This window comes from Peribacillus sp. FSL K6-1552, assembly GCF_038005205.1.
Classification (GTDB): Bacteria; Bacillota; Bacilli; order Bacillales; family DSM-1321; genus Peribacillus; species Peribacillus butanolivorans.
Genome location: NZ_JBBOST010000001.1, coordinates 3,897,565 through 3,920,108 on the forward strand (window position 1 = coordinate 3,897,565; position 22,544 = coordinate 3,920,108).

The 22,544-nt window shown below is 39.9% G+C and carries 18 protein-coding genes and 1 pseudogene; 1 reads left to right on the plus strand and 18 read right to left on the minus strand.

Going from position 1 to position 22,544, the window contains the following annotated elements; all coding sequences use genetic code 11:
* Nucleotides 1-282: 282 nt before the first annotated feature.
* From gndA to mce, 5 genes and pseudogenes are all read right to left on the minus strand, one after another.
* The gene (gene gndA / locus NST21_RS18695; RefSeq protein WP_056525267.1) at nucleotides 283-1,695 is read right to left on the minus strand and encodes an NADP-dependent phosphogluconate dehydrogenase; all 1,413 of its coding nucleotides are present in this window, start codon (nucleotides 1,693-1,695) and stop codon (nucleotides 283-285) included.
* A gap of 41 nt (nucleotides 1,696-1,736) precedes the next feature.
* Nucleotides 1,737-3,012 (minus strand): annotated as a pseudogene (locus tag NST21_RS18700) (DNA polymerase IV).
* A 465-nt stretch (nucleotides 3,013-3,477) separates the two neighbouring features.
* A complete protein-coding gene (locus tag NST21_RS18705) occupies nucleotides 3,478-4,599 on the minus strand; it encodes a tripeptidase T (protein WP_053346883.1) in 1,122 nt (373 codons plus the stop codon).
* A 247-nt stretch (nucleotides 4,600-4,846) separates the two neighbouring features.
* On the minus strand, nucleotides 4,847-6,397 hold the full coding sequence (locus tag NST21_RS18710) for an acyl-CoA carboxylase subunit beta (protein ID WP_340890649.1): 1,551 nt from the start codon (nucleotides 6,395-6,397) through the stop codon (nucleotides 4,847-4,849).
* Nucleotides 6,394-6,816: a methylmalonyl-CoA epimerase gene (mce, locus tag NST21_RS18715; protein WP_053346885.1), complete on the minus strand. Its 423-nt coding sequence runs from the start codon at nucleotides 6,814-6,816 to the stop codon at nucleotides 6,394-6,396. The genes NST21_RS18710 and mce overlap by 4 nt, the downstream gene beginning before the upstream one ends.
* 171 nt (nucleotides 6,817-6,987) lie before the next feature.
* Here mce and prli42 point away from each other — a divergent pair, with 171 nt between their 5' ends.
* Nucleotides 6,988-7,083 (plus strand): stressosome-associated protein Prli42, encoded by a 96-nt coding sequence (gene prli42 / locus NST21_RS18720; protein WP_152952297.1) that lies wholly within the window; start codon nucleotides 6,988-6,990, stop codon nucleotides 7,081-7,083.
* Nucleotides 7,084-7,127: 44 nt separating this feature from the next.
* Here the strand turns inward: prli42 and NST21_RS18725 are convergent, their stop codons facing one another.
* The 13 genes from NST21_RS18725 to lpdA form a co-directional block, all read right to left on the minus strand.
* On the minus strand, nucleotides 7,128-7,637 hold the full coding sequence (locus tag NST21_RS18725) for a L,D-transpeptidase (RefSeq protein WP_056525276.1): 510 nt from the start codon (nucleotides 7,635-7,637) through the stop codon (nucleotides 7,128-7,130).
* A gap of 31 nt (nucleotides 7,638-7,668) precedes the next feature.
* Nucleotides 7,669-8,658: an aromatic acid exporter family protein gene (locus NST21_RS18730; RefSeq protein WP_340890651.1), complete on the minus strand. Its 990-nt coding sequence runs from the start codon at nucleotides 8,656-8,658 to the stop codon at nucleotides 7,669-7,671.
* Nucleotides 8,659-8,846: 188 nt separating this feature from the next.
* Nucleotides 8,847-9,569: an amino acid ABC transporter ATP-binding protein gene (locus NST21_RS18735; protein ID WP_053346888.1), complete on the minus strand. Its 723-nt coding sequence runs from the start codon at nucleotides 9,567-9,569 to the stop codon at nucleotides 8,847-8,849.
* Entirely contained in the window at nucleotides 9,562-10,221 is a 660-nt protein-coding gene (locus tag NST21_RS18740; protein ID WP_053346889.1) for an amino acid ABC transporter permease, read from the minus strand. The genes NST21_RS18735 and NST21_RS18740 overlap by 8 nt, the downstream gene beginning before the upstream one ends.
* 127 nt (nucleotides 10,222-10,348) lie before the next feature.
* Nucleotides 10,349-11,152 carry a transporter substrate-binding domain-containing protein gene (locus NST21_RS18745; RefSeq protein WP_430082502.1) on the minus strand — a complete coding sequence of 268 codons (804 nt, stop codon included), beginning with the start codon at nucleotides 11,150-11,152 and terminating at the stop codon, nucleotides 10,349-10,351.
* 336 nt (nucleotides 11,153-11,488) lie between these two features.
* Nucleotides 11,489-11,926 carry a BrxA/BrxB family bacilliredoxin gene (locus tag NST21_RS18750; RefSeq protein WP_034308239.1) on the minus strand — a complete coding sequence of 146 codons (438 nt, stop codon included), beginning with the start codon at nucleotides 11,924-11,926 and terminating at the stop codon, nucleotides 11,489-11,491.
* Nucleotides 11,927-12,139: 213 nt separating this feature from the next.
* Nucleotides 12,140-13,267 (minus strand): methylmalonyl Co-A mutase-associated GTPase MeaB, encoded by a 1,128-nt coding sequence (meaB, locus tag NST21_RS18755; RefSeq protein WP_340890654.1) that lies wholly within the window; start codon nucleotides 13,265-13,267, stop codon nucleotides 12,140-12,142.
* Entirely contained in the window at nucleotides 13,267-15,459 is a 2,193-nt protein-coding gene (gene scpA / locus NST21_RS18760; RefSeq protein ID WP_053346892.1) for a methylmalonyl-CoA mutase, read from the minus strand. Before scpA ends, meaB begins: the two co-directional genes overlap by 1 nt.
* A 1-nt stretch (nucleotide 15,460) precedes the next feature.
* Nucleotides 15,461-17,338, minus strand: coding sequence for a methylmalonyl-CoA mutase family protein (locus NST21_RS18765; protein WP_340890656.1), 1,878 nt, complete (start codon nucleotides 17,336-17,338; stop codon nucleotides 15,461-15,463).
* Nucleotides 17,339-17,714: 376 nt separating this feature from the next.
* Complete coding sequence (locus NST21_RS18770) at nucleotides 17,715-18,995, minus strand: dihydrolipoamide acetyltransferase family protein (protein ID WP_340890657.1); 1,281 nt, start codon at nucleotides 18,993-18,995, stop codon at nucleotides 17,715-17,717.
* A 26-nt stretch (nucleotides 18,996-19,021) separates the two neighbouring features.
* On the minus strand, nucleotides 19,022-20,005 hold the full coding sequence (locus NST21_RS18775) for an alpha-ketoacid dehydrogenase subunit beta (RefSeq protein ID WP_053346895.1): 984 nt from the start codon (nucleotides 20,003-20,005) through the stop codon (nucleotides 19,022-19,024).
* Between the two features lie 12 nt (nucleotides 20,006-20,017).
* On the minus strand, nucleotides 20,018-21,013 hold the full coding sequence (locus tag NST21_RS18780; protein ID WP_340890660.1) for a thiamine pyrophosphate-dependent dehydrogenase E1 component subunit alpha: 996 nt from the start codon (nucleotides 21,011-21,013) through the stop codon (nucleotides 20,018-20,020).
* Between the two features lie 24 nt (nucleotides 21,014-21,037).
* Nucleotides 21,038-22,459, minus strand: a complete 1,422-nt coding sequence (lpdA, locus tag NST21_RS18785; protein ID WP_340890662.1) for a dihydrolipoyl dehydrogenase — start codon at nucleotides 22,457-22,459, stop codon at nucleotides 21,038-21,040.
* Nucleotides 22,460-22,544 lie beyond the last annotated feature (85 nt).

The window sequence follows — 22,544 nt, forward strand, 5'->3', positions numbered from 1 at the left end:
ACAAGATTAAATGACATATAATACTATGATTTTTATCAAAAAAGAAAATACAAAGGCCCTATTTATTACCAGTATAACATTACCATTTTATCCTTCTCCAGCCAATATATAAAATTTTATTCACCATATTTCGTCCACATGCTTTAATTCGTACACCCCTTTTTATGTTCTATGTGAGGAGAAAGTGGCTTACATGGTAAAGTGACCAAACTGCATTGGCGTTAAAAGGCCAAAAAAACCGACTTAAAAAGGAAATCTCCCTTTTAAGCCGGCTACTTTCATTTATTTTTCCATCCATTCTGTATGGAAAGTTCCTTCTTTATCGATACGTTGATACGTATGTGCACCAAAATAGTCGCGTTGAGCTTGAATCAGGTTTGCTGGTAGCGTTTCTGTACGATAACTGTCAAAATAAGCAAGTGCTGATGACAAGCATGGAACAGGAATTCCATTCATAACTGCTGTAGAAACTACCTCACGTAAAGCACCTTGATAGCTTTCTACAATACCTTGGAAATAAGGATCAAGAAGCAGATTGTTCAAGTTCGCTTTACGATCGTACGCTTCTTTGATTTTTTGTAGGAATTGTGCACGAATGATACAGCCCCCACGGAAGATCATTGCGATTTCTCCATATTGGAGATCCCAGTTATTTTCTTCGGATGCTGCCTTCATTTGGGCAAAGCCTTGTGCATATGAACAAATTTTACTCATATATAGAGCTTTCCGAATACTTTCAATCAATGCCTTTTTATCACCAGTAAATGACTCAGCTTTTGGTCCACGAAGGATTTTGCTCGCTTCTACACGCTCTTCCTTGATTGCTGAGATAAACCGCGCAAATACAGATTCCGTGATGATTGGAAGCGGAACCCCAAGGTCAAGGGCACTTTGGCTTGTCCATTTCCCTGTTCCTTTTTGGCCTGCTTTATCTAAAATGATATCGACCATTGGCTTGCCAGTTTCATCATCATATTTTTTGAAAATATCAGCAGTAATTTCGATTAAATAGCTATCAAGCTCTCCTTTATTCCATTCTGTAAACACTTCATGGAATTCTTCAGCAGTCAGACCAAGAAGGTTTTTCAAAAGGAAATAAGATTCGGAAATCAACTGCATGTCTCCATATTCAATTCCATTATGCACCATCTTAACATAATGTCCGGCTCCATCTGATCCGATATATGTACAGCAAGCATCGCCATCTACTTTAGCCGAAATATCCTTCAAAATTGGTGCAACAAGTTCATATGCTTCTTTTTGACCGCCAGGCATGATTGAAGGACCTGTTAAAGCTCCTTCTTCCCCTCCTGAGACACCCGTACCGATGAAATGAATACCTAGCTGGCTTAATTCCTCGTTACGGCGCTGAGTGTCCTTAAAGAACGTATTTCCACCATCAATGACGATATCGCCTTTTTCAAGCAGTGGTTTTAATTGTTCGATTGTAGCATCAGTTGCAGCACCAGCTTTAACCATCAATAAAATTTTGCGAGGTGTTTCCAGAGAATTCACGAATTCTTCTAGGGTATACGCTGCAAATACATTTTTACCTTCTGCTTCATTCATCATTTCGTCTGTTTTTGATCCTGAGCGATTATAGACGGAAATTGAATATCCTCTGCTTTCAATATTAAATGCAAGATTCTTACCCATTACGGCTAGTCCGATAACGCCAATCTGTTGTTTTTTCATGGTTATCTTTCCCTTCTCTATATCTTTACACAACTTATAAGCTAATCTTTGTCATCAGAAGGATTTTTCCTCCTTGATTGTTCAAAGAAATCTTTGCTGAAGCTTGTGTCTGTTCCGATCGAACGGTTTTTCAAGGATAATCCCTTTTTAATAATATTTTCTCCGTACTTATTTTGCAAGTGTTCCATCGCTTCGTACAAAGGTTCTTTTTCGGCGTCTTCTTGAAAGGAAAATATATCAAGCTGTTTGAAGGCCGATTCTTTTTCAATAACATCATAAGCAGTGACACCAAGAAGCCTAATTCCTTCCCCATTCCAATTTTTTAAAAACAGGTCAACAGCTCTATTCAAAATATCCAATTTTCCAAAAAACTGGATTAGGAACTGTTCTACTTCTGGTAATGGTGCGACGGTCTTTATAGCGGATCGTCACACCAATTTTCTGACCAAGCAGACGTTTATTTTTTAATCGGACAGCAACCTTTTCTGAAAGCTTTTCCAATATCCCAATCAGTTCCTTTTGATTAGTAGAATCATGGGGGAGAGTTGTCGAATTCCCAATGCTTTTATGATCAAAAATCGCTTCCGGATCAACAACCCGAGGATCGATACCATTTGCTCTATCCTTTAAACGAGCGCCATTGATTCCAAGCAGTTGCTTCAGTTGCCTATCGTGAGCATGAGCAAGGTCCCCTATTGTCATAATACCGATGGAGTGAAGTTTTTCCGATGTCTTACTGCCGATGCCATGCATTTCGCCCACTTGTAAAGGCCAGAGCTTCTTAGAAATATCTCTTTTTCTTAACACGGTGATGCCCATTGGCTTTTTCATATCAGAGGCAGTTTTGGCCAAAAATTTATTAGGGGCAATACCGATGCTACAAGGAAGGTCCATCGTTTTATAAATTCTTTCCTGAATGCTTTTGGCAATTTCTAGAGGCGAACCTAATTCGACGCATTCGCTAATATCCAGATACCCTTCATCGATGGAAACCGGTTCAACCATCTCTGTATATTGTCGCAATACCTCAAAAATAGCCAGTGATGCTTTTCGATAACGTTCAAAATTCGGTTTCCGAATAATTAATTGAGGGCAAAGTTTTTTCGCCTGCCAAATAGGCATAGTCGTTTTAACGCCGAATTTTCTTGCTTCATAGCTGCACGTGACGATGATGCCTCTTCTTTCCTCTACATTACCGGCTATGGCAAGCGGCTTACCTTTCAATGAAACATCATAGGACATTTCCACTGAAGCATAGAAACTATTCATGTCTACATGGAGAATGACCCTGCCATTTTTGGGATACATGTCCTTCATGTGACCGTCACATCCTTGTACAAGAAAAAATACCTTATAATAGGGCCAATTAAAAATAACTATTTCTTTTAAGGTACCCATATTTATCCTTGGTAACCAGATTGAAATGATACTTCTACTCCAAGAAAAACAGCCATCATATTATTGATGACTGTAGATATATTCCTGCAATACTTGAACGCCTTCTAGAGATGATACGAATATTTGCGAATCAATGATTGTAATCAAAAGGTTACCTATACTGGCAACCCCCTGCATATATCCAGTTTTTTGATTGCCTAATAAACCGATTTGTTCATTAGGTAAGTCTGTAAAACAAGTATTTCATCGAGCTGCTTGCACAACAAGTCCTATGGACAGGCCATCTGTCCTTATCGCAATCCATCTCTGTTCATGCATGTCCGTCTCAGGTTTACCTGGAAATAGCACCTTATTTATTTCAATCAATGGTTTTAAGGGTGATTACTATTCCCCAGCAACTTCCTTAATGATACTGACTACCATTTCAGCAAGCTTCGTTAATTCTTCAACAGGAATTCTCTCATTCGTAGTATGAATATCTTCATAGCCTACAGCTAGATTGACAGTAGGAATTCCAAACCCTGCAATCACATTCGCATCACTTCCACCGCCACTTTTAACTAACTCGCATGGACGTCCGATATTCTCTGCTGCTTTTCTCGCGATTTCGACTACATGATCACCAGCTCCATATTTAAAGCCAGGATACATGACGTTGACTTCTACTTCGGCCCGTCCACCCATTTCGATGGCTGCGGTCTCGAATGCCTCTTTCATTCTTGCTACCTGTTTTTCCATTTTTTCAGGAATTAAGGATCTTGCTTCTGCTAAGATTTCAACATGGTCGCAAACAATATTGGTTTGCTGTCCGCCTTGGAAACGTCCGATGTTGGCTGTTGTTTCATCATCGATACGGCCTAGGGGCATTCTTGAAATTGCCTTAGCAGCAATCGTAATCGCTGAAACGCCTTTTTCAGGAGCAACACCAGCATGAGCTGTCTTACCTAAAATTACAGCTGAAACTTTAGCCTGAGTAGGTGCGGCAACCACAACATTTCCTACTTTTCCATCACTATCGAGTGCAAAACCAAATTTGGCCGTCACAAGGGAGCGATCTAGTGCTTTTGCCCCAACTAACCCTGATTCTTCACCAACAGTAATAATGAATTCAATCGTTCCATGTTCGATATTCTGTTCTTTAATCACTTTAAGCGTTTCTAACATAACCGCTAATCCAGCTTTGTCATCCGCTCCTAAAATAGTCGTTCCGTCTGACACTATGTATCCATCTTTAATGGAAGGCTTGATTCCGTTCCCAGGCACAACCGTATCCATATGAGACGTGAAATAAATGGTATCTACGCCCTCTTTGGTACCTTTTAGAGTACAAACCAAATTACCTGCACCATGGCCAGTAACCGCCGTTGTATCATCTTCAAAAACATTTACACCAAGTGCCGTGAATTTTTCTTTCAACACTTTGGCAATTGCGGCTTCATTTTTTGTTTCAGAATCAATTTGTACTAATTCCATAAATTCGCTAACCAAACGTTCTTCATTAATCATAAAATAAAACCTCCAAAAAAAGTTTTCCACTTTAAGTATACTTCTAAAAGTGGTAACCCGGCAAATAATCCGAAAAAAAGAGCCTTCATTAAAATAGTTTGTGTCTTCTTACATGTCGATAGATCAAATTGAACTATCGAATGCCGAGGAGGACACGGATCTATGATAAGTGATTTACTACTTCATACTTAACTTCGCCAAAAAGAAGCCCAAAACAGATTTGTTTTGGGCTCCTTACAAGTTAGAATTACAACGGAATATTTCCGTGTTTTTTCCATGGTCGAGTTTCTTTTTTGTTGCGTAGCATTTCAAGAGATTGAATAATCTTGATCCTGGTTTCTCGAGGATCAATAACGTCATCTACCATCCCAAGACTTGCAGCTACATATGGATTGGCGAATTTCTCACGGTATTCTTCAATTTTATCTGCACGAGTTGCTTCAGGGTCTTCACTATTTTGAATTTCACGGGCAAAAATGATATTCGCTGCTCCAGCAGATCCCATAACCGCAATTTCAGCATTAGGCCATGCAAACGTAAGGTCCGCACCGATTGATTTACTATTAAGAGCCACGTAGGCGCCGCCGTATGCTTTACGGAGAATGATTGTCAATTTTGGCACTGTTGCTTCAGAATACGCATATAGCAGCTTTGCTCCGTGACGAATTATGCCACCGTGTTCTTGTTTAACACCAGGGAAGAAGCCAGAAACGTCTTCAAACGTAATTAATGGAATGTTAAACGAATCACAGAAACGAATAAAACGGGCAGCTTTATCAGATGAATCAATATCCAGCCCTCCTGCCAATACCTTTGGCTGGTTACAGACAAGTCCCACCACTTTTCCTTTAATACGTGCCAGACCGACCACAATGTTTTTCGCAAATCCAGCTTGTACTTCCATGAACGAACCATCATCGACAACTTGCTCCAATACTTTACGAACATCATATGGACGAATCCCTTCATATGGAACAACATCCGTTAAGTCTGGTCGGTAGTCATCTTCATCGTCTACCTCCAAAACTGGTGGCTTTTCTTCATTGTTTTGTGGCAGATAACTTAGAAGACGTCTAACATCCGCTAAAACTTGTTCCTCTGATGCTCCCTTGAAATGAGCATTGCCACTTATTGTGTTATGTACTGTTGCCCCACCTAATCCTTCAGATGAAATCTTTTCGCCTGTAACCGTTTCAATAACTTTTGGTCCTGTAATGAACATCTGACTCGTTTTTTCAACCATGAAGACGAAGTCCGTTATCGCTGGAGAATATACTGCTCCACCAGCACAAGGTCCCATAATAACAGAAATTTGTGGAATAACACCTGAATATATAGAGTTACGATAGAAAATTTGACCATATCCGTCCAGAGAAACTACTCCTTCTTGAATACGTGCTCCACCAGAATCGTTTAAACCAATGAACGGGGCTCCATTTTCCGCTGCCAAATCCATAACATTGGCAATTTTCAGAGCATGCATTTCCCCTAATGCTCCACCAAATACGGTAAAGTCTTGTGAGAACAAATAAATATCGCGCCCATTGACTTTTCCGTAACCAGTGACAACCCCTTCTCCTGGCCCTTCTGCCTTTTCCATACCAAAATTAGTATTACGATGTTTGATAAAAGGATTTAGTTCAATGAACGTGCCTGGGTCCACTAAAAGTTCAATTCTTTCCCTTGCTGTAAGTTTACCCTTCTCATGTTGCTTATCGATTCTTTCTTCACCGCCACCTAGTTCTACTTTCCGGCGTCTGTCGTACAAGTCATTAATTGTTTCATATATGTCTGTCATTTCTGCTCCTCCTTTGATTCAGCTCTTTCACAAAGCTCATATAATACACCCGCTGTTGATTTAGGGTGAACGAAAGCAACATCAGCATGGTGCGCTCCTTTTCTTGAGGTATCATCAATCATTCGAATGCCTGATTCTTTAATTTCTTTAATCCGATCTTCGATATGTTCTACACCTAGGGCAACGTGATGAATACCTTCGCCCCGTTTTTCGATAAATTTGGCAATTGGGCTTTCTGGTGACAACGCTTCCAACAACTCTAAACGAGTATTTCCTGCTAAGATAAATGCCACTTTAACGCCTTGGCTTTCTACTGTCTCAATTCCTTCGAGCTCCAACTTCAGTGTATCAGTGTAAAGCGGCAAAGTTTCATCAAGTGACTTAACAGCTATGCCGATATGATCGATATTTTTAATCATTCAAATAAACCCCTTTTGCTATGTACTATTAGACAACTCTATTAAAATTCTACTAATCTGGTTGAAAAGCCTTTAACTTTCGGAATAATAAGAACATTATACTTTTGCTTGTTTCTACTAAATGTTCAAGTTAAAATAATATTAATCAAACTGTTTTGAGGAGAGAGCATAATGAGAAATAAAAAAATAAGAAAGATCGTTGTTTATTTAATGCTTATCTCGATGATATTAACGACCTTATTATCAGGTATCGCATTTCTTTTGTAATAGATATCCAGAAGGGAGAGGGGAGCCAAAAGCTTCCCTCTTCTTTATTTAATGGCTCCATATTTCTTTGCCAATGTTTTAAAATCCTCGTTTGATATAGTAATTAACACCTTTGATCCAATAGGGACTTTTTCGTACAAACGCTCTACATCGGATTTATGCATTCGTACGCAGCCATTTGAAATATATTTTCCAACTGATGCAGGTTGATTTGTACCATGTATCCCATAAATCCTGCCATCGGTATTTCGTGCGTCAAATCCAATCCACCTTGATCCAAGTGGATTCCTAGGGTCTCCACCCGGAATATTCTTTTTTCGATAATAGGGATTAACCGCTTTGACCTTAACCGTAAATAATCCTTCAGGTGTCAATTCTTGACTCTTTCCTGTGCCGACCGGTAGTATCTCCTGAACCGCGTTATCATCGATAAAAGCCAATTTGTTGTTAGCTTTATTGATGATTATAAACGGGTCGCCGGTCTTTACAGGTTGAGCCTGTACCTGAAGTGGCAACATAGACAGGATAAGCAATAAAGAAAGGATCCATTTCATTTCTATCAATTCCTTTTCTTTTTTGCTTAGTTTAAGCCAAGTGCCTCTTTTTCATTCGATTATTGGTCGGCTTAGGTAATCCCTTGAAGGAATGCTTAAGCAATAAGTAGCGCTCCATTTCCTTCATGAGCTGCAGTAACGCGGCCCTTGATTCAAACTCTTCTCGGGTTAGCGGAAGTTCCATTCCCCTAAAAAATATCTCCATTTCTTCAAGCTTCTTCAGATAAAGTATGGCTGTATTTTGCGGGTGAACATTTTCTGCAAGATCTTCTATAAAATCAGCCACTATCCCGCTTTGCTTAACTATCAGAGGAATATTTGTAACTAAAGGAAGAATCCGCTCAATTATTTCAAATTGCTTTTCACGCATCTTGAAATAATGGTAATAAAGGTCTTCTTCCCTTAAAAAATGATTTTCTACGTCTCGGAAAGCAAGGCTTTTGGCTTGATTAAGAAGATTAGCTGTTTCTGTAATTTCCTTTCCATCCCAGGTGTGATCATTATCCCGTAAATAGCGAACAATCCCCATCAAAATCGCACTAAAATTAGATTCAATTTTTTCCTGATAGGCCAGCAGTTTCTCATCAAGACTAGGCATGTACAGATTCATGACAAGCGCTACCCCTACTCCTACGGCGATTAATATCGTTTCATTAATCAGAAGAGCAAAAGAAATGTCACCAGACCCATATAGATGCATGATAATGACGCTGCTCGTTACAATCCCTTCATTAATCTTCAAAGCAACTGTAGTTGGAATGAAAATCAAAAGAATCAATCCTATTATCAATGGATGGAAGGCAATAAACTGAAACAATAGGGTGGAATAAACCATTGCGATTAAACAAGCCAAAAATCGATGCCAGGAGGCATACACCGATTTCTTTTTTGTAACTTGTATGCATAAAATCGTAATGATTCCCGCAGCCGAAAAATGATCCAGGTTAAGCATTTGTGCAATAATAATTGCCAAGGTTGCCCCCAAAGCAGTTTTAATCGTTCTGTATCCGATTTTAAACATTGTTATGTATCACCTGGCTCTTTCACTATCTATTATAATACTATCAGCAATTTAGATAATTTTACAGTCCTTAGAACGAAAATTTTCAATTTTTAAAAATACATTTTCTCAAAAATACATTATATGGATAAAATAAAAAAAGGTAACCAAAAGTTACCTTTTTTATAATTATATACTAATACTTTGGCTTATAAAACTTTTTCTAAAAAGTCTTTTGCACGCTGACTTTTCGGATTGGAAAAGAATTCTTCAGGAGCACTTTCTTCAACAAGCAGGCCTTCGTCTAAGAAAAGTACACGATCGGCCACTTCTTTAGCAAATCCCATTTCATGCGTTACAATCAGCATAGTCATCCCTGTATGAGCAAGCGACTTCATAACGTCGAGTACTTCTTTTACCATCTCAGGATCAAGTGCTGAAGTAGGCTCATCAAAAAGCATTACTTCCGGGTTCATCGCCAATGCGCGAGCAATAGCGACCCTTTGTTTTTGTCCACCGGATAGACGGTTAGGATAAGATGATTCTTTATCAGCCAACCCGACTTTTTTCAAAAGCTCACGAGCTTGATTTACCGCTTCTGCCTTCGATAATTTTTTCACCTTCATAGGCGCGTATGTCAAATTCTCTAGCACGGTTTTATGAGGGAATAAATGAAAATGCTGAAATACCATCCCTACATTTTCACGTACTTTCATTATGTTGGTCTTTTTTTCAGTAATAATTTGATCCTTAAACCAAATTTGGCCATCAGTTGGTGTCTCAAGCATATTGATACATCGTAAGAAAGTTGATTTTCCTGAACCAGAAGGACCGATAATCGCTAACACTTCACCCTGTCCTATCTCGGTGCTAATTCCCTTTAATACTTCGAGCTTACCATAATTTTTTTTGAGTTTATCAATTTTAATCACTGCGTCTCATTCTCCTTTCAATTACTTTGCCTAAGATGGTAAGAACCATTACCATCACATAATAAATGAGACCGGCAAATAAAATCGGCTCGAAGAATTTATATGTCTCACCGCCGACAATATAAGAACGGCGCATAATATCTCCTAATCCAATAATTGTAACAACTGCAGATTCCTTTGTTAAAGAAATCAATTCGTTCACAAGAGATGGCAAGATATTCTTGATCGCCTGCGGCAGAATAATGTTAAGCATCATGCTAGAATAGGGCACCCCAAGTGCAAGCGCAGCCTCACGCTGACCTTTATCAACCGCTAATATACCTCCCCTGATTATCTCTGAGATATATGCGGCAGAGTTTAAGCCGAAAGCTAAGAACGCTGCTTGAAATGCTTCGATTTGAATTCCTAATATTTGTGGTGAACCAAAATAAATAAGCATCAATTGCAGGACTAATGGTGTACCGCGGAAAATCGATGTATAAAAGTCAGCAATCCAATTTAATGGCTTAATTCTACTGATTTTCAGTATTGATAATAATATCCCCAATATAAAACCGATGACAGCCGCAACCGCTACAACCTTTAAAGTAGTCGGTATTCCCTCCATAATATATGGAAGGGACGGCCTAATCGTCTCAAAATCCAGATTCACTCCATTCATCCTCTCTTATGAAGGCCAGTACCTAGGCCCTTCTTGCTTCATTTTCAAAAACAATAAAGCGCGGAAAAACGTTCAGAAGGCATACTAAATGCTTCTGAACGCTTTTCATCTCTCTGTATTATTCAGTTTCGCTGCCGCCAAACCATTTTAGTATTAATTTTTCCATTTCACCATTCTCTAACATTTTTTTCAATTCGGTATTAAATTCTTCCGTTAACTTGCTCCCTTTTTGGAAAGCAATTGCTGAACCAGCATCTTCTTCACCAGACTCAATAACATAGCCTACTAAATCTTTATTGTCTTTTAAATAGCCCTTAGCCACAGTATCTTCCATTATTACTGCATCAAAACGTCCTGAAGCCATTTCTTGAACAACTTCTGGAATCCTATTTCGTTTTTCAACTTTCATCCCGATATCTTTACTTTTATTCAAGTCAGTTGCCAATGTCTCTTGGATGGACGCTAGCTGTACACCTACCGTTTTCCCTTTTAAATCTTCAACGGTTTTAATCTTACTGTCTTTTGTGGTAATAATCATGTTTTTAGCTGTATAGTAGATATCACTAAAATCGACTGATTGCTCACGTTTAGGTGTCGGAGTCATTCCAGAGATAACAAAATCGATTGATTTATTTTCAAGTGCCGGTACAAGGCTATTAAAGTCAATATCCTTCACTTCAACCTCATAACCTAATTTTTTACCGATGGCCTTAGCGATATCAATGTCAAATCCTTTTATTTCATCGCTTTTCGAAGTTTCAACATATTCAAAAGGCGGATAATCCGCAGAGGTTCCCATTACTAGAACTTTTTTGTCTTTATTATCAGCTGTGTTAGTATCTTTTTTCTCTGATGTTCCGCATGCTGCTAAAATACCTACTAATAAAACAGAAGTAAGCAACAATGCTAACTGCTTTTTCAACTTCATTATTATTCCTCCAAAATGATATTTTCAATTCTCTTGGTATTAAATTTAGTTTTTGTTAAATTATTAATTAATTTGATTAACTAATATTCATACACTAATATGTATTTTAACACACTCTAGTAATTATTCAATAACGTTAAAAATAGATTTATTTTTTAGAATATTCTCATAACTAATTTTATTTTTCATATTTTCACTTCATTTAAAGCATATCTGTTTGCCTTATTTATCTTTTTTCCTAAAAGTTCCTTAATTATGCAGAATAATGAATAAAAAAACCCGCCAAATTGGCGGGTTTCATCCTTACAAGTCAGCTTACAAAAAAGCAACTTACACTTCTTCGCAATATTGATCGAAGTAATCTTGCAATTTTTCGACAACAGACATTGGATGATGCCCTTCGATTTCATGACGTTCTATCATCGTAATGATTTTTCCATCCTTCAGAAGAGCAAATGATGGTGAAGACGGTGGATAACCTTCGAAATAATCACGGGCCTTCTCCGTTGCTTCTTTATCTTGACCAGCAAAAACAGTTACAAGCTGATCAGGGCGTTTATCATTATGAATGGCATGAGCTGCAGCCGGTCTAGCAATCCCTCCTGCACAACCACAAACAGAGTTGACCATAACAAGAGTCGTTCCTTTTTGTGCAAAAACTTCTTCTACTTCCTCAGGGGTAGTCAGTTCTGTATATCCAGCAGTCTTAATCTCATCGCGAGCTTGTTTGACCACGTCGTTCATTAAAAAATTGAAATCCATATTCATAAGTATGTGCTCCTTCCAAGTTTTCTCTTCAATCCTATCATAACAATTGCCTCATCTTGATTCAATATATTTACCTTCTAAAACAACAGAAAGCACAGGACTAACATGTTTAAACGAAAAAGAAGCGGGAATCATATAGTTTACAACAAGGTAATTTCATCTATAAAAGGATGGGGCATTATGCGTAGCATTTATGCCCCACCCTTTTCTTTTTTAATTTGACTTAAAAGTATCCGTGAAAGATTGAAATGCTTGCTGAACAGCAGTAGTAACCGTTTTATTCCCGGACATTACCTGGTTTTCGAGCACAGGCAGCAGACCTTTAACGGTTTCATTTTTATAGAACATCGTTTTGAGTTGGTGATCAATTAATGAATATAACCATTCTTTAGATTGCATCCTTCTCCGCTCTTGAAAAACACCTGACTCCTTCGTTGTATCAGAGAACTCCTGCAGCACATCCCAAAGCTCGGGAATCCCTTTACCAGTTACAGCAGAACAAGTGTATGCTTTTCCTGCCCATCCTTTGGTTGCAGGCTGAAGGAAATGCAAAATTCTACTGTATTCAGACTTTGTTCTAATCGCAAGCGGAATGTTCTCACCATCTGCTTTATTGACCACAATTCCATCTACAAGTTCCATAATCCCTTTTTTCATGCCCTGTAATTCATCCCCTGCACCTGTAAGGACAAGCAACATGAAAAAGTCGACCATGCTCCGGACAATTGCTTCACTCTGACCAACACCTACTGTTTCTATCAATATGACATCAAATCCTGCCGCCTCACAGAGCAACATCGTTTCCCTCGTTTTACGGTGAACCCCGCCCAAGGTTCCTTCCGATGGGGAAGGCCTGATAAAGGCACGAGGATTTCGTGCAAGCTCCTCCATCCTCGTCTTGTCCCCAAGTATACTTCCTCCATTGATTGAGGAACTCGGATCGACAGCCAGGACTGCCACCATATAACCCCTATCACATAAATAGTTGCCAAACGTCTCGATAAATGTACTCTTTCCGGCACCCGGTACGCCAGATATCCCGATGCGAAGCGAGTTCCCTGTATGAGGCAAAATGGAATGCAATAATTCTTGTGCCAAATCAAAGTGGTGGGGAGCATTACTTTCTACCAGTGTAATCCCTTTAGCAAGCTTTGCTCTTTCGCCTTTTATGATACCTTCTTTAAGTTCAGGAATCGAAATCTTTACATTGTGCTTTTTGACGAATTTGTTTTTCGAAGCTTTATTATGGCTGGCTGCTAATTCCACACCTGGCTTTAACGAAGAAGCAAAACCTTCCTGATTGTTAAGATCGACCCATTCCGGCTTCTTGTCTTCACTCATTACTGCGCCACTTCCTCATATCCGAGGCGATTGTATATTTCCTGAAGCACTTTTTTCGCTGCCTGAGGAATGACTGTACCAGGACCAAAAATGGCAGAAGCACCATTTTGCATTAAATAATCATAATCCTGCGCAGGAATAACACCGCCGACGATGACAATAATATCTTCACGACCTAATTTTTTTAATTCTGACATCAGCTGTGGCAACAATGTTTTATGACCGGCAGCAAGCGAACTCATACCGACAACATGAACATCATTTTCAACGGCTTGAAGCGCAGTTTCTTCTGGCGTTTGAAATAGCGGTCCTATATCAACATCATAGCCTAAATCAGCAAAACCTGTTCCGACTACTTTCGCTCCACGGTCATGTCCGTCCTGACCCATTTTAGCCATCAGCAAACGTGGTCTTCTTCCTTCATTTTCAAGGAATTCTTCTGTCATTTGGACGACTTCCTCAATCTCTGCTTCTTTTGAATAAGCAGAGCTATAAACACCACTGATAGAACGGATTGTTGCTTTGTGACGTCCAGCCACGTCTTCGATAGCATCAGAAATTTCACCAAGCGAAGCCCGTACGCGGGTAGCCTGCACAGCTAATTCAAGCATGTTGCCTTCACCTGTTCTAGCAGCCAGAGTTAGCGCTTGAAGAGCTTCATCGACCATAGCCTGATCACGGTTCGCTTTTAATTCGCTCAAACGCTTTAGCTGACTTTCGCGAACTGCCGTATTATCAATTTCCAGTATTTCAATCGGATCTTCTTTTTTCAGACGATATTTATTGACGCCAACGATTGTTTCATCTTGAGAGTCAATTTTAGCCTGACGTTTCGCTGCCGCTTCTTCGATTCTCATTTTTGGAAGACCAGTTTCAATTGCCTTAGCCATCCCGCCAAGTCCTTCGATTTCTTCAATGTGAGCCCAAGCCCGTTCAATTAATTCATTAGTGAGCGACTCAACGTAATATGAACCCGCCCATGGATCGATAACCTTTGTAATTCCTGTTTCCTCCTGCAGGTAAAGCTGTGTATTACGAGCAATACGAGCCGAGAAATCAGTTGGCAATGCAATCGCCTCATCTAATGCGTTCGTATGCAGGGATTGTGTATGACCAAGTGCAGCCGCATGTGCTTCAATCAAAGTCCGTGCGACATTGTTAAACGGATCCTGCTCAGAAAGGCTCCATCCTGAGGTTTGAGAATGGGTTCTTAATGCCATTGCTTTTTTATTTTTCGGTTCAAATTGTTTCATTAGTTTTGACCAAATAAAACGACCCGCCCTCATTTTCGCTACTTCCATGAAGTAGTTCATTCCTACAGCCCAGAAGAATGAAAGACGTGGTGCAAATTTATCGATATCGATTCCGGCTTTCATTCCTGTACGTGCATACTCAAGTCCATCAGCCAACGTATAGGCGAGCTCGATGTCCGCCGGAGCACCTGCTTCTTGCAAATGATAACCGGAAATGGAGATCGAATTAAATTTAGGCATATATTTGGATGTATACTCAAAAATATCAGCTATAATTTTCATCGACATCTCAGGTGGATAGATATACGTATTCCGAACCATATATTCCTTTAGAATGTCATTTTGAATCGTACCTGAAAGTTTATCCTGTGTAACCCCTTGCTCCTCAGCTGTCACAATATAAAAAGCCAGAATAGGTAATACCGCACCATTCATCGTCATGGATACTGACATTTGATCAAGCGGAATTCCGTCGAACAAGATTTTCATATCAAGAATGGAGTCAATTGCAACTCCCGCTTTTCCAACATCACCGACAACACGCGGATGGTCTGAGTCATAGCCACGGTGAGTAGCTAAATCGAAGGCAACTGAGAGACCCTTTTGCCCCATCGCTAGATTACGTCGGTAAAACGCATTGGATTCCTCAGCTGTCGAAAAGCCTGCATACTGCCGGACGGTCCAAGGGCGATTAACGTACATGGAAGGATATGGCCCTCTTGTAAACGGAGCAATACCTGGCACACTTTCCATATGCTCCAACTTGTGATTATCTTCTTTGACATAAAGCGGTTTAACCCTTATTTGTTCATTCGTTTCAAACAAAAGGTCGTCAATATTTTGTTCAACTGCTATCTCGGCTTCTTTTCTCCATGCTTCAACCGTTCCTTTTATCTCAGCCTTAGCAGGATTTATGGTAGAAAAATTCGGTTTTTTCATCTTAGTTCACCCCTAGCGCTTGCAGTAATTCTATCAAAATTGCTACAGCATTCGTTTTAACATGGATAAATTCTTTAACTCCGGCTTCACTTAGTGAGATTTCCAATTCTTCTGTCTGCTTACCGGCTATATAAAGATTAATTTCAGGGAACTGCTTTTTAATTTCTTTGATTGTCGTTTTTGCTAATTCCGAGTAGTCATTATCACTGCCACAAACACAATAGATGGGAAGATTTGTTGATGCTACGTAATCGACTGCATCCTGGATTGATTGACAGCCTGCACTTTCTACTGTTTCAATGCCCCCTGCTGCAACTAGCCCCTTAACAAAATCAGCACGAGGTTTGTAGGATTTAAGTTCTTTTAAATTAATTAATCCGATTTTCGGGGCTTCTCCACTACTTTGTTTAAAAGTTTCACTCCGTAATCTTAACTGTTCGAATTGGACTGAAATGCGCTCCAACGTAATTGGTGTAATCTCAACTGGCTTCTCAACAACCATATATGACACCTGTTTTTCTTGTGTTGGAGTTTTGATCTTATCTGCGGGATTCGGATATACATTCGTTCCGATAATGCTTTCTTTTCTTAACGCAGCATTTTGAATTCTTCCTTGGTAAACTTCAACTAAATCTGCCTGTAAGGAGCCGTGCTTAATTGCTTCAAAAATTCCACCAGCTGTATCAATTTCAAGGAACTTCATCCACGCTTTTTCAGCCAGTTCATCCGTCAATTGCTCTACATACCAAGAACCTCCTGCAGGATCGACCACTGTCGTAATATTCGTTTCTTCTTTTAATATCAAGTGTGTATTTCGTGCGATTCTTTCTGAAAAATCATCAGATTCCCCGAATGCATGATTAAATGGATGAATTTGTAAATATTGAATTCCTCCAATCGCAGCAGAAAAAGCTTGATTGGTGGTACGAAGAATGTTGACGTGCTGATCATATAGGGTTTCTGTCAATTCGGACGTTACAGCATGTATTGCCATTTTAAAATGATGTGGAGCTGTATCAAAGGCTTCAGCAAGACCAGCCCAAAGTCGCCTAGCCGCTCTCAGCTTCGCAATTGACATAAAGTAATTGGAGTCAACTGCAAAAGAAAATACGATTTTTTCTGTAATCTCAGATATAGAAAGCCCTTGTTTTTGACCTTCCAATACATATTGGACAGCTACAGCCAATCCGTAAGCAATCTCTTGAACAGCATTGGCCCCGCCGTTATGGAATACAGCCGTATTAACCAGAACTGTCTTTAAATTTGGTCCAACTTTTTGATAATCTTGAACTGTTTTTATCCATTCAGCAAAATATTGGTCTGTATCTTCTGGGAGCTGACCACCAATAAGCCATTCTGCAATTGGATCCTCTGCCAGCACACCTTTCAACTGGGCTTTTTGCAGATCCGCAACAGCTTTGATTTGTGGGAAAAATTCTTTTTGTTTCCCCTTAAGGTCAATGAACACTGGGAGTTCCTTTAACGGGATATTATTAAACAATTTTTCAATCCTTGCCCCCTCAGCAAGTAAACGAGCCGGGTATGCAACGACATTTTGACCGCGCTTAAATGCCGCTTGCATCTTTTCATTTGCCTCATCTGCTGTGATACCGCTTACAGGCTGAACGACAAGCCAAGGTTGTTCATAATAACCTGTCGGAGTAATTCCGCGAGTAAATGGAAAAAATCCCGGTAATTCTGCTGTTTTTGCTGATGAATCCTCCTTTTCTGTATAGATTGGATTTAAAGTAATACCCTCATATGTATATGTTTTTAATTTTTCAACACTTTTACCTTTTAAACTGACTTCTGTAGCTTCTTTCCACTCTTCTAACGAAGGTTTAGGAAAGGTTATGTTTTTTACATCTTTCAGTTCCATCTGTAATCGCTTTCTTATCGTTTACTACCCGAATCGTTCTATCCCTTAATAACGGAGACCGAACGCTCAGTCAGTTAAATAAGAAAACCGCCCTCCCATCAAATAATCTGAATTATAATAACATTCTATCATAATTTTCTTGAAATTTAAGCTAATAGAAATTAGCACAGTCTGTTGTATAGAAAATCTATACCACCTCTATTGAAGTACAGTTAGCTGTGTATTAGAACAGCTCTCTATAAAATAATAAGCAAAAATAAAAATTTTGTCGATGTTTTTCTATATTCCAATAAAAATTTATTAATAAATAAGTAATTAAGCACAGAAAAAAAAGGAAGAAACCTTCTAGGCTCTTCCTCCTTCCTTTTCCCTTATTCTAGTAAATAGATGTATTGTCTTCGGTAATCTTTTCGATGATTTCTTTAACCCTTGCAAGGAATCGGCCGCATACCAGTCCGTCCAATACACGATGGTCTAGTGACAAACAAAGGTTTACCATGTCACGGACCGCAATCATGTCGTTAATAATCACAGGCCGTTTTACTATTGTTTCGACTTGTAGAATAGCTGCCTGTGGATAATTAATAATTCCCATAGATTGGACGGAACCGAATGAACCAGTGTTATTTACAGTGAACGTACCTCCTTGCATGTCCTCCGATTTTAATTTACCTGCCTTCACTTTAGATGCAAGTTCTTTTATCTCCCTAGCAATACCTTTAATTGATTTTTCATCTGCATTTTTTATGACAGGTACAAATAAGGCATCTTCTGTGGCAACGGCTATTGAAATATTGATTTCTTTCTTTTGAATGATTTTATCTCCTGCCCACATCGAGTTGATTTCCGGAAATTCCGTTAGAGCTTGAGCAACTGCTTTTACAAAGAATGCAAAGTAAGTTAAGTTGTAGCCTTCTTTTTGTTTAAAATCGGTTTTTAGTGAATCACGTAACTTTACCATGTTGCTTGCGTCAACTTCTACCATCGTCCAAGCATGAGGAATTTCATGCTTACTTTTCAACATATTGGAAGCAATCGCTTTCCTCACCCCGGTAACGGGTATTTCCCTGTCCCCAGTCGCAGTCGGAATTATGATTTCTGTACTAGCTCGCTTAGTGACTGGTGAGATAGTCTCTTCGCGAACGGATTCAGGAATAGCGGAAGGAGCATCCGCTTTAGGAAGAGTACCGGATTCAAGAAGTTTCAGTAAATCTTTACGGGTAATCCGTCCCTCACTTCCTGTACCTTTTACTTGGGAAAGGTCAATTCCATGTTCCTGAGAGAGTTTTAATACAGCTGGTGAAAAGCGGGTTTTCCCTGATGCTTCACTAGATGTGTGAACATCCCTTGTTTCATTTGAATCATTTTTCTCACTATATGACTCTGCTTGACCTTCCGTTTTTTCTGCTTTTGCCGTTTCAACTTCAATCGAACAAATAACTTCTCCTACTGCCAACGTTTGATTTTCGTCTGCTTTCAATTCCTTAATGATACCGGTAAAGGAAGAAGGAACCTCAGCATTTACTTTATCTGTCATCACTTCAGCAAGCGGGTCATATTTAGTGACACGATCCCCTGGCTTAACAAGCCATTTACTGATAGTTCCCTCTGTGACACTTTCACCTAGTTGAGGCATTTTCATTAGTTCCGTAGCCATGATTTGTTCCTCCTACTTATCAGTCATTAAAACTCAGCCAGTTCTCTCATCGCTTTTTCCACTTTATCTGGATTCACCATAAAATGTTTTTCCATAGTAGGAGCATATGGCATGGCAGGAATATCAGGACCGGCTAACCGTTTAATCGGAGCATCCAAATCAAATAGGCAATGTTCGGCAATGATGGCTGCGACCTCACTCATAATGCTACCTTCTTTATTATCCTCTGTAACCAGTAAGACTTTCCCCGTTCTAGAAGCCGCTTCAATGATAGCTTCCTTATCTAATGGGTACACGGTTCGCAAGTCCAGAATATGAGCAGATATACCATCTGCAGCTAATTTTTCTGCTGCCTGGAGTGCAAAATGCACACAAAGACCATAGGATATGACCGTGATGTCTTCCCCTTCTCTTTTCACATCTGCCTTGCCGATTGGAAGTACATAATCTTCAGTTGGTACCTCACCTTTAATCAAGCGGTAAGCGCGTTTATGTTCAAAGAAAAGCACTGGATCTTCATCTCGAATGGCTGCTTTAAGCAACCCTTTTACATCATAGGGAGTGGAGGGCATGACAATTTTCAAGCCCGGTTGATTTGCAAAGAGAGCTTCAACAGATTGCGAATGATATAGGGCTCCATGAATCCCTCCCCCATAAGGTGCACGTATGACGATAGGACAGCTCCAATCATTATTAGAACGGTATCTAATTTTGGCCGCTTCTGAGACAATTTGGTTTACAGCCGGCATGATAAAATCAGCAAATTGCATTTCAGCTATCGGCCGAAGACCATACATAGCGGCTCCAATTCCAACTCCTGCAATTGCTGATTCAGCTAGGGGAGTATCAATAACTCTGGCTTCACCAAATTGGTCGTATAATCCATTAGTAGCTTTGAAGACCCCACCTTTTTTCCCTACATCTTCTCCCAGTACAAACACACGAGAATCTCTTTCCATCTCTTCCCTCATTGCCATTGTAACGGCATCTATATAAGAAATCACTGGCATTCTATTACCCCCTTACTTTTGTGCATACACATGATTCATAGCACTTTCAGCCTTCGGATATGGAGCATTTTCGGCATAGTCAGTTGCTTCGTTGACTATTATCATCACTTCATCATTCATTTGTTTTTCAAGCGCATCATCCATAATTCCTGTTTCCTTTAAATACGCTCCAAAGGTCTTGATGGAATCCTTTGTCTTCGCTTCTGCCACTTCGTCCGCAGTTCGGTAGCTTCTGTCATCATCATCACTTGAATGAGGGGTGAGCCTATACGAAACCGTTTCAATCAAAGTGGGTCCCTTGCCCCTGCGAGCACGGTCAGCCGCTTCTTTCACCGCTTCGTATACTTCTAATGGGTCATTGCCATCCACAGTTATTCCAGGCATACCATAGCCAATCGCCCGATCCGAAACATTTTCACAGGAGAGTTGTTTCGAAATAGGAACAGAAATCGCATATTTATTATTTTCACACATAAAGATGACCGGAAGCTTATGCACACCTGCAAAATTTGCTCCTTCATGAAAATCTCCCTGATTGGATGAACCCTCTCCAAATGTGACGAATGTAACTAGATCCTTCCCTTCCATCTTCCCGGCAAGGGCAATTCCTACTGCATGGGGAACCTGTGTCGTTACAGGGGAAGACCCAGTGACAATCCGGTTTTTCTTCTGGCCAAAATGACCTGGCATTTGCCGTCCACCAGAATTGGGATCTTCCTCTTTTGCAAATCCTGAAAGCATCAAGTCCTTTGCGGTCATTCCAAATGTCAGAACCACTCCAACATCTCGGTAATAGGGTAATACATAGTCCTTTTGACGATCCAATGCAAACGCAGCCCCAACCTGAGCTGCCTCCTGTCCCTGACAAGAAATTACAAAGGGGATTTTCCCGGAACGGTTCAACAGCCACATCCGCTCATCAATCCTACGGGACAAAAGCATTGTCCGGTACATATCTAAAACTGTTTCCTCATTTAAGCCTAATTGTTCATGACGTTTTTCTACCATCATAAAACCTCCTGACCTTATTCTTTATGAATGAATGGCAAGTCCATCGACTGCTAGCGCTGCCTCGCCGATTGCTTCAGAAAGACTTGGATGTGGATGAATCGTTTTTGCTACTTCCCAAGGTGTCGCATCTAGTACTTTTGCAAGACCTGCTTCAGAAATCATATCGGTTACATGTGGTCCAATCATGTGAACGCCTAAGATATCATTCGTTTTTTTATCTGCAATGATTTTGACAAAACCATCTGCTTCCCCGAAAACGAGGGCCTTACCCACTGCCCTGAACGGAAACTTTCCGGTTTTAAGGTCATAGCCTTCCTTTTTTGCCTGTTCTTCTGTCAAACCGACACTTGCAGCTTCGGGACTTGAATATACACATTTTGAAATAAGCGAATAATCTATACGCTCAGGTTTATTGCCTGTCATATGTTCAACAGCTGTAATACCTTCATGGGAGGCAACGTGTGCCAACTGCAAACCACCGATACAATCACCGATTGCATAGATATGTGTTTCTTTAGTTTGGAAGAACTCATTGGTTTCAATAAAACCTTTTTCTTTCACTATTTCTGTATTTTCAAGGCCGATTCCTTCAACATTTGCCGATCTGCCTACGGAAACCAGCATTTTTTCAGCTGTGAATTCCTCAGTGGTTCCATTTATTTCAGCAGAAATAGATACCGAATCTTCTATTTTCAGCGTTTCCGATAATACCTTAGCCCCTGTAACAAACTTGACGCCTTTTTTCGTTAGAAGACGAAGCATTTCACTTGAAATCTCATGGTCCTCAGTCGGAATGATTCTATCTGCATATTCCAGAACCGTTACTTCCACACCAAAATCATTCAGCATCGAGGCCCATTCAATACCAATCACACCCCCGCCTACAATAATAATTGATTTTGGCAAGCTCTCTAGCTTTAGTGCTTCATCAGACGTAAGTACATATTCTCCATCAATAGGTAAACCGGGTAATGTCTTCGGGCGTGAACCGGTAGCAATGATGATATTCTGAGGGATAAGCATTTCATTTTCACTGCCATTATTCATTTCTACGGAAATCGTTCCGGGCATCGGTGAAAATATAGATGGACCAAGTATACGCCCTAAGCCTTCATAAACCGTTATCTTCCCTTGTTTCATTAAGTGTTGAACCCCTCTATAAAGTTGATCAACAATTTTATTTTTTCTGTCTTGCACCTTAAGGAAATCTACATTTACATCCCCGGTAACAATACCAAATTCCTCACTTTTCACTGCAGTCTGATACACTTCTGCACTTCTTAAAAGCGCTTTTGAAGGGATACAGCCTTTATGTAGACACGTCCCGCCGAGTTTGCCTTTCTCCACGACAGCCGTTTTCAAACCTAATTGAGCAGCCCTAATTGCTGCCACATACCCGCCTGTTCCTCCGCCTAGGATAACAAGGTCAAATTCTTCAGCCAAAACCACTCCTCCTCACTTTTAAACAGTTGTTACCGTTTTTACTTGCCCTATGTTTATTACGTTATCAATGTTGAAAATTCCTGTG

Bases quoted from the DNA above. Each gene is read 5' to 3' on its own strand.
- gndA (WP_056525267.1), bottom strand. From the start codon at position 1,695: ATGAAAAAACAACAGATTGGCGTTATCGGACTAGCCGTAATGGGTAAG.
- NST21_RS18705 (WP_053346883.1), bottom strand. From the start codon at position 4,599: ATGATTAATGAAGAACGTTTGGTTAGCGAATTTATGGAATTAGTACAA.
- NST21_RS18710 (WP_340890649.1), bottom strand. From the start codon at position 6,397: ATGACAGACATATATGAAACAATTAATGACTTGTACGACAGACGCCGG.
- mce (WP_053346885.1), bottom strand. From the start codon at position 6,816: ATGATTAAAAATATCGATCATATCGGCATAGCTGTTAAGTCACTTGAT.
- prli42 (WP_152952297.1), top strand. From the start codon at position 6,988: ATGAGAAATAAAAAAATAAGAAAGATCGTTGTTTATTTAATGCTTATC.
- NST21_RS18725 (WP_056525276.1), bottom strand. From the start codon at position 7,637: ATGAAATGGATCCTTTCTTTATTGCTTATCCTGTCTATGTTGCCACTT.
- NST21_RS18730 (WP_340890651.1), bottom strand. From the start codon at position 8,658: ATGTTTAAAATCGGATACAGAACGATTAAAACTGCTTTGGGGGCAACC.
- NST21_RS18750 (WP_034308239.1), bottom strand. From the start codon at position 11,926: ATGAATATGGATTTCAATTTTTTAATGAACGACGTGGTCAAACAAGCT.
- meaB (WP_340890654.1), bottom strand. From the start codon at position 13,267: ATGAGTGAAGACAAGAAGCCGGAATGGGTCGATCTTAACAATCAGGAA.
- scpA (WP_053346892.1), bottom strand. From the start codon at position 15,459: ATGAAAAAACCGAATTTTTCTACCATAAATCCTGCTAAGGCTGAGATA.
- NST21_RS18765 (WP_340890656.1), bottom strand. From the start codon at position 17,338: ATGGAACTGAAAGATGTAAAAAACATAACCTTTCCTAAACCTTCGTTA.
- NST21_RS18770 (WP_340890657.1), bottom strand. From the start codon at position 18,995: ATGGCTACGGAACTAATGAAAATGCCTCAACTAGGTGAAAGTGTCACA.
- NST21_RS18775 (WP_053346895.1), bottom strand. From the start codon at position 20,005: ATGCCAGTGATTTCTTATATAGATGCCGTTACAATGGCAATGAGGGAA.
- NST21_RS18780 (WP_340890660.1), bottom strand. From the start codon at position 21,013: ATGGTAGAAAAACGTCATGAACAATTAGGCTTAAATGAGGAAACAGTT.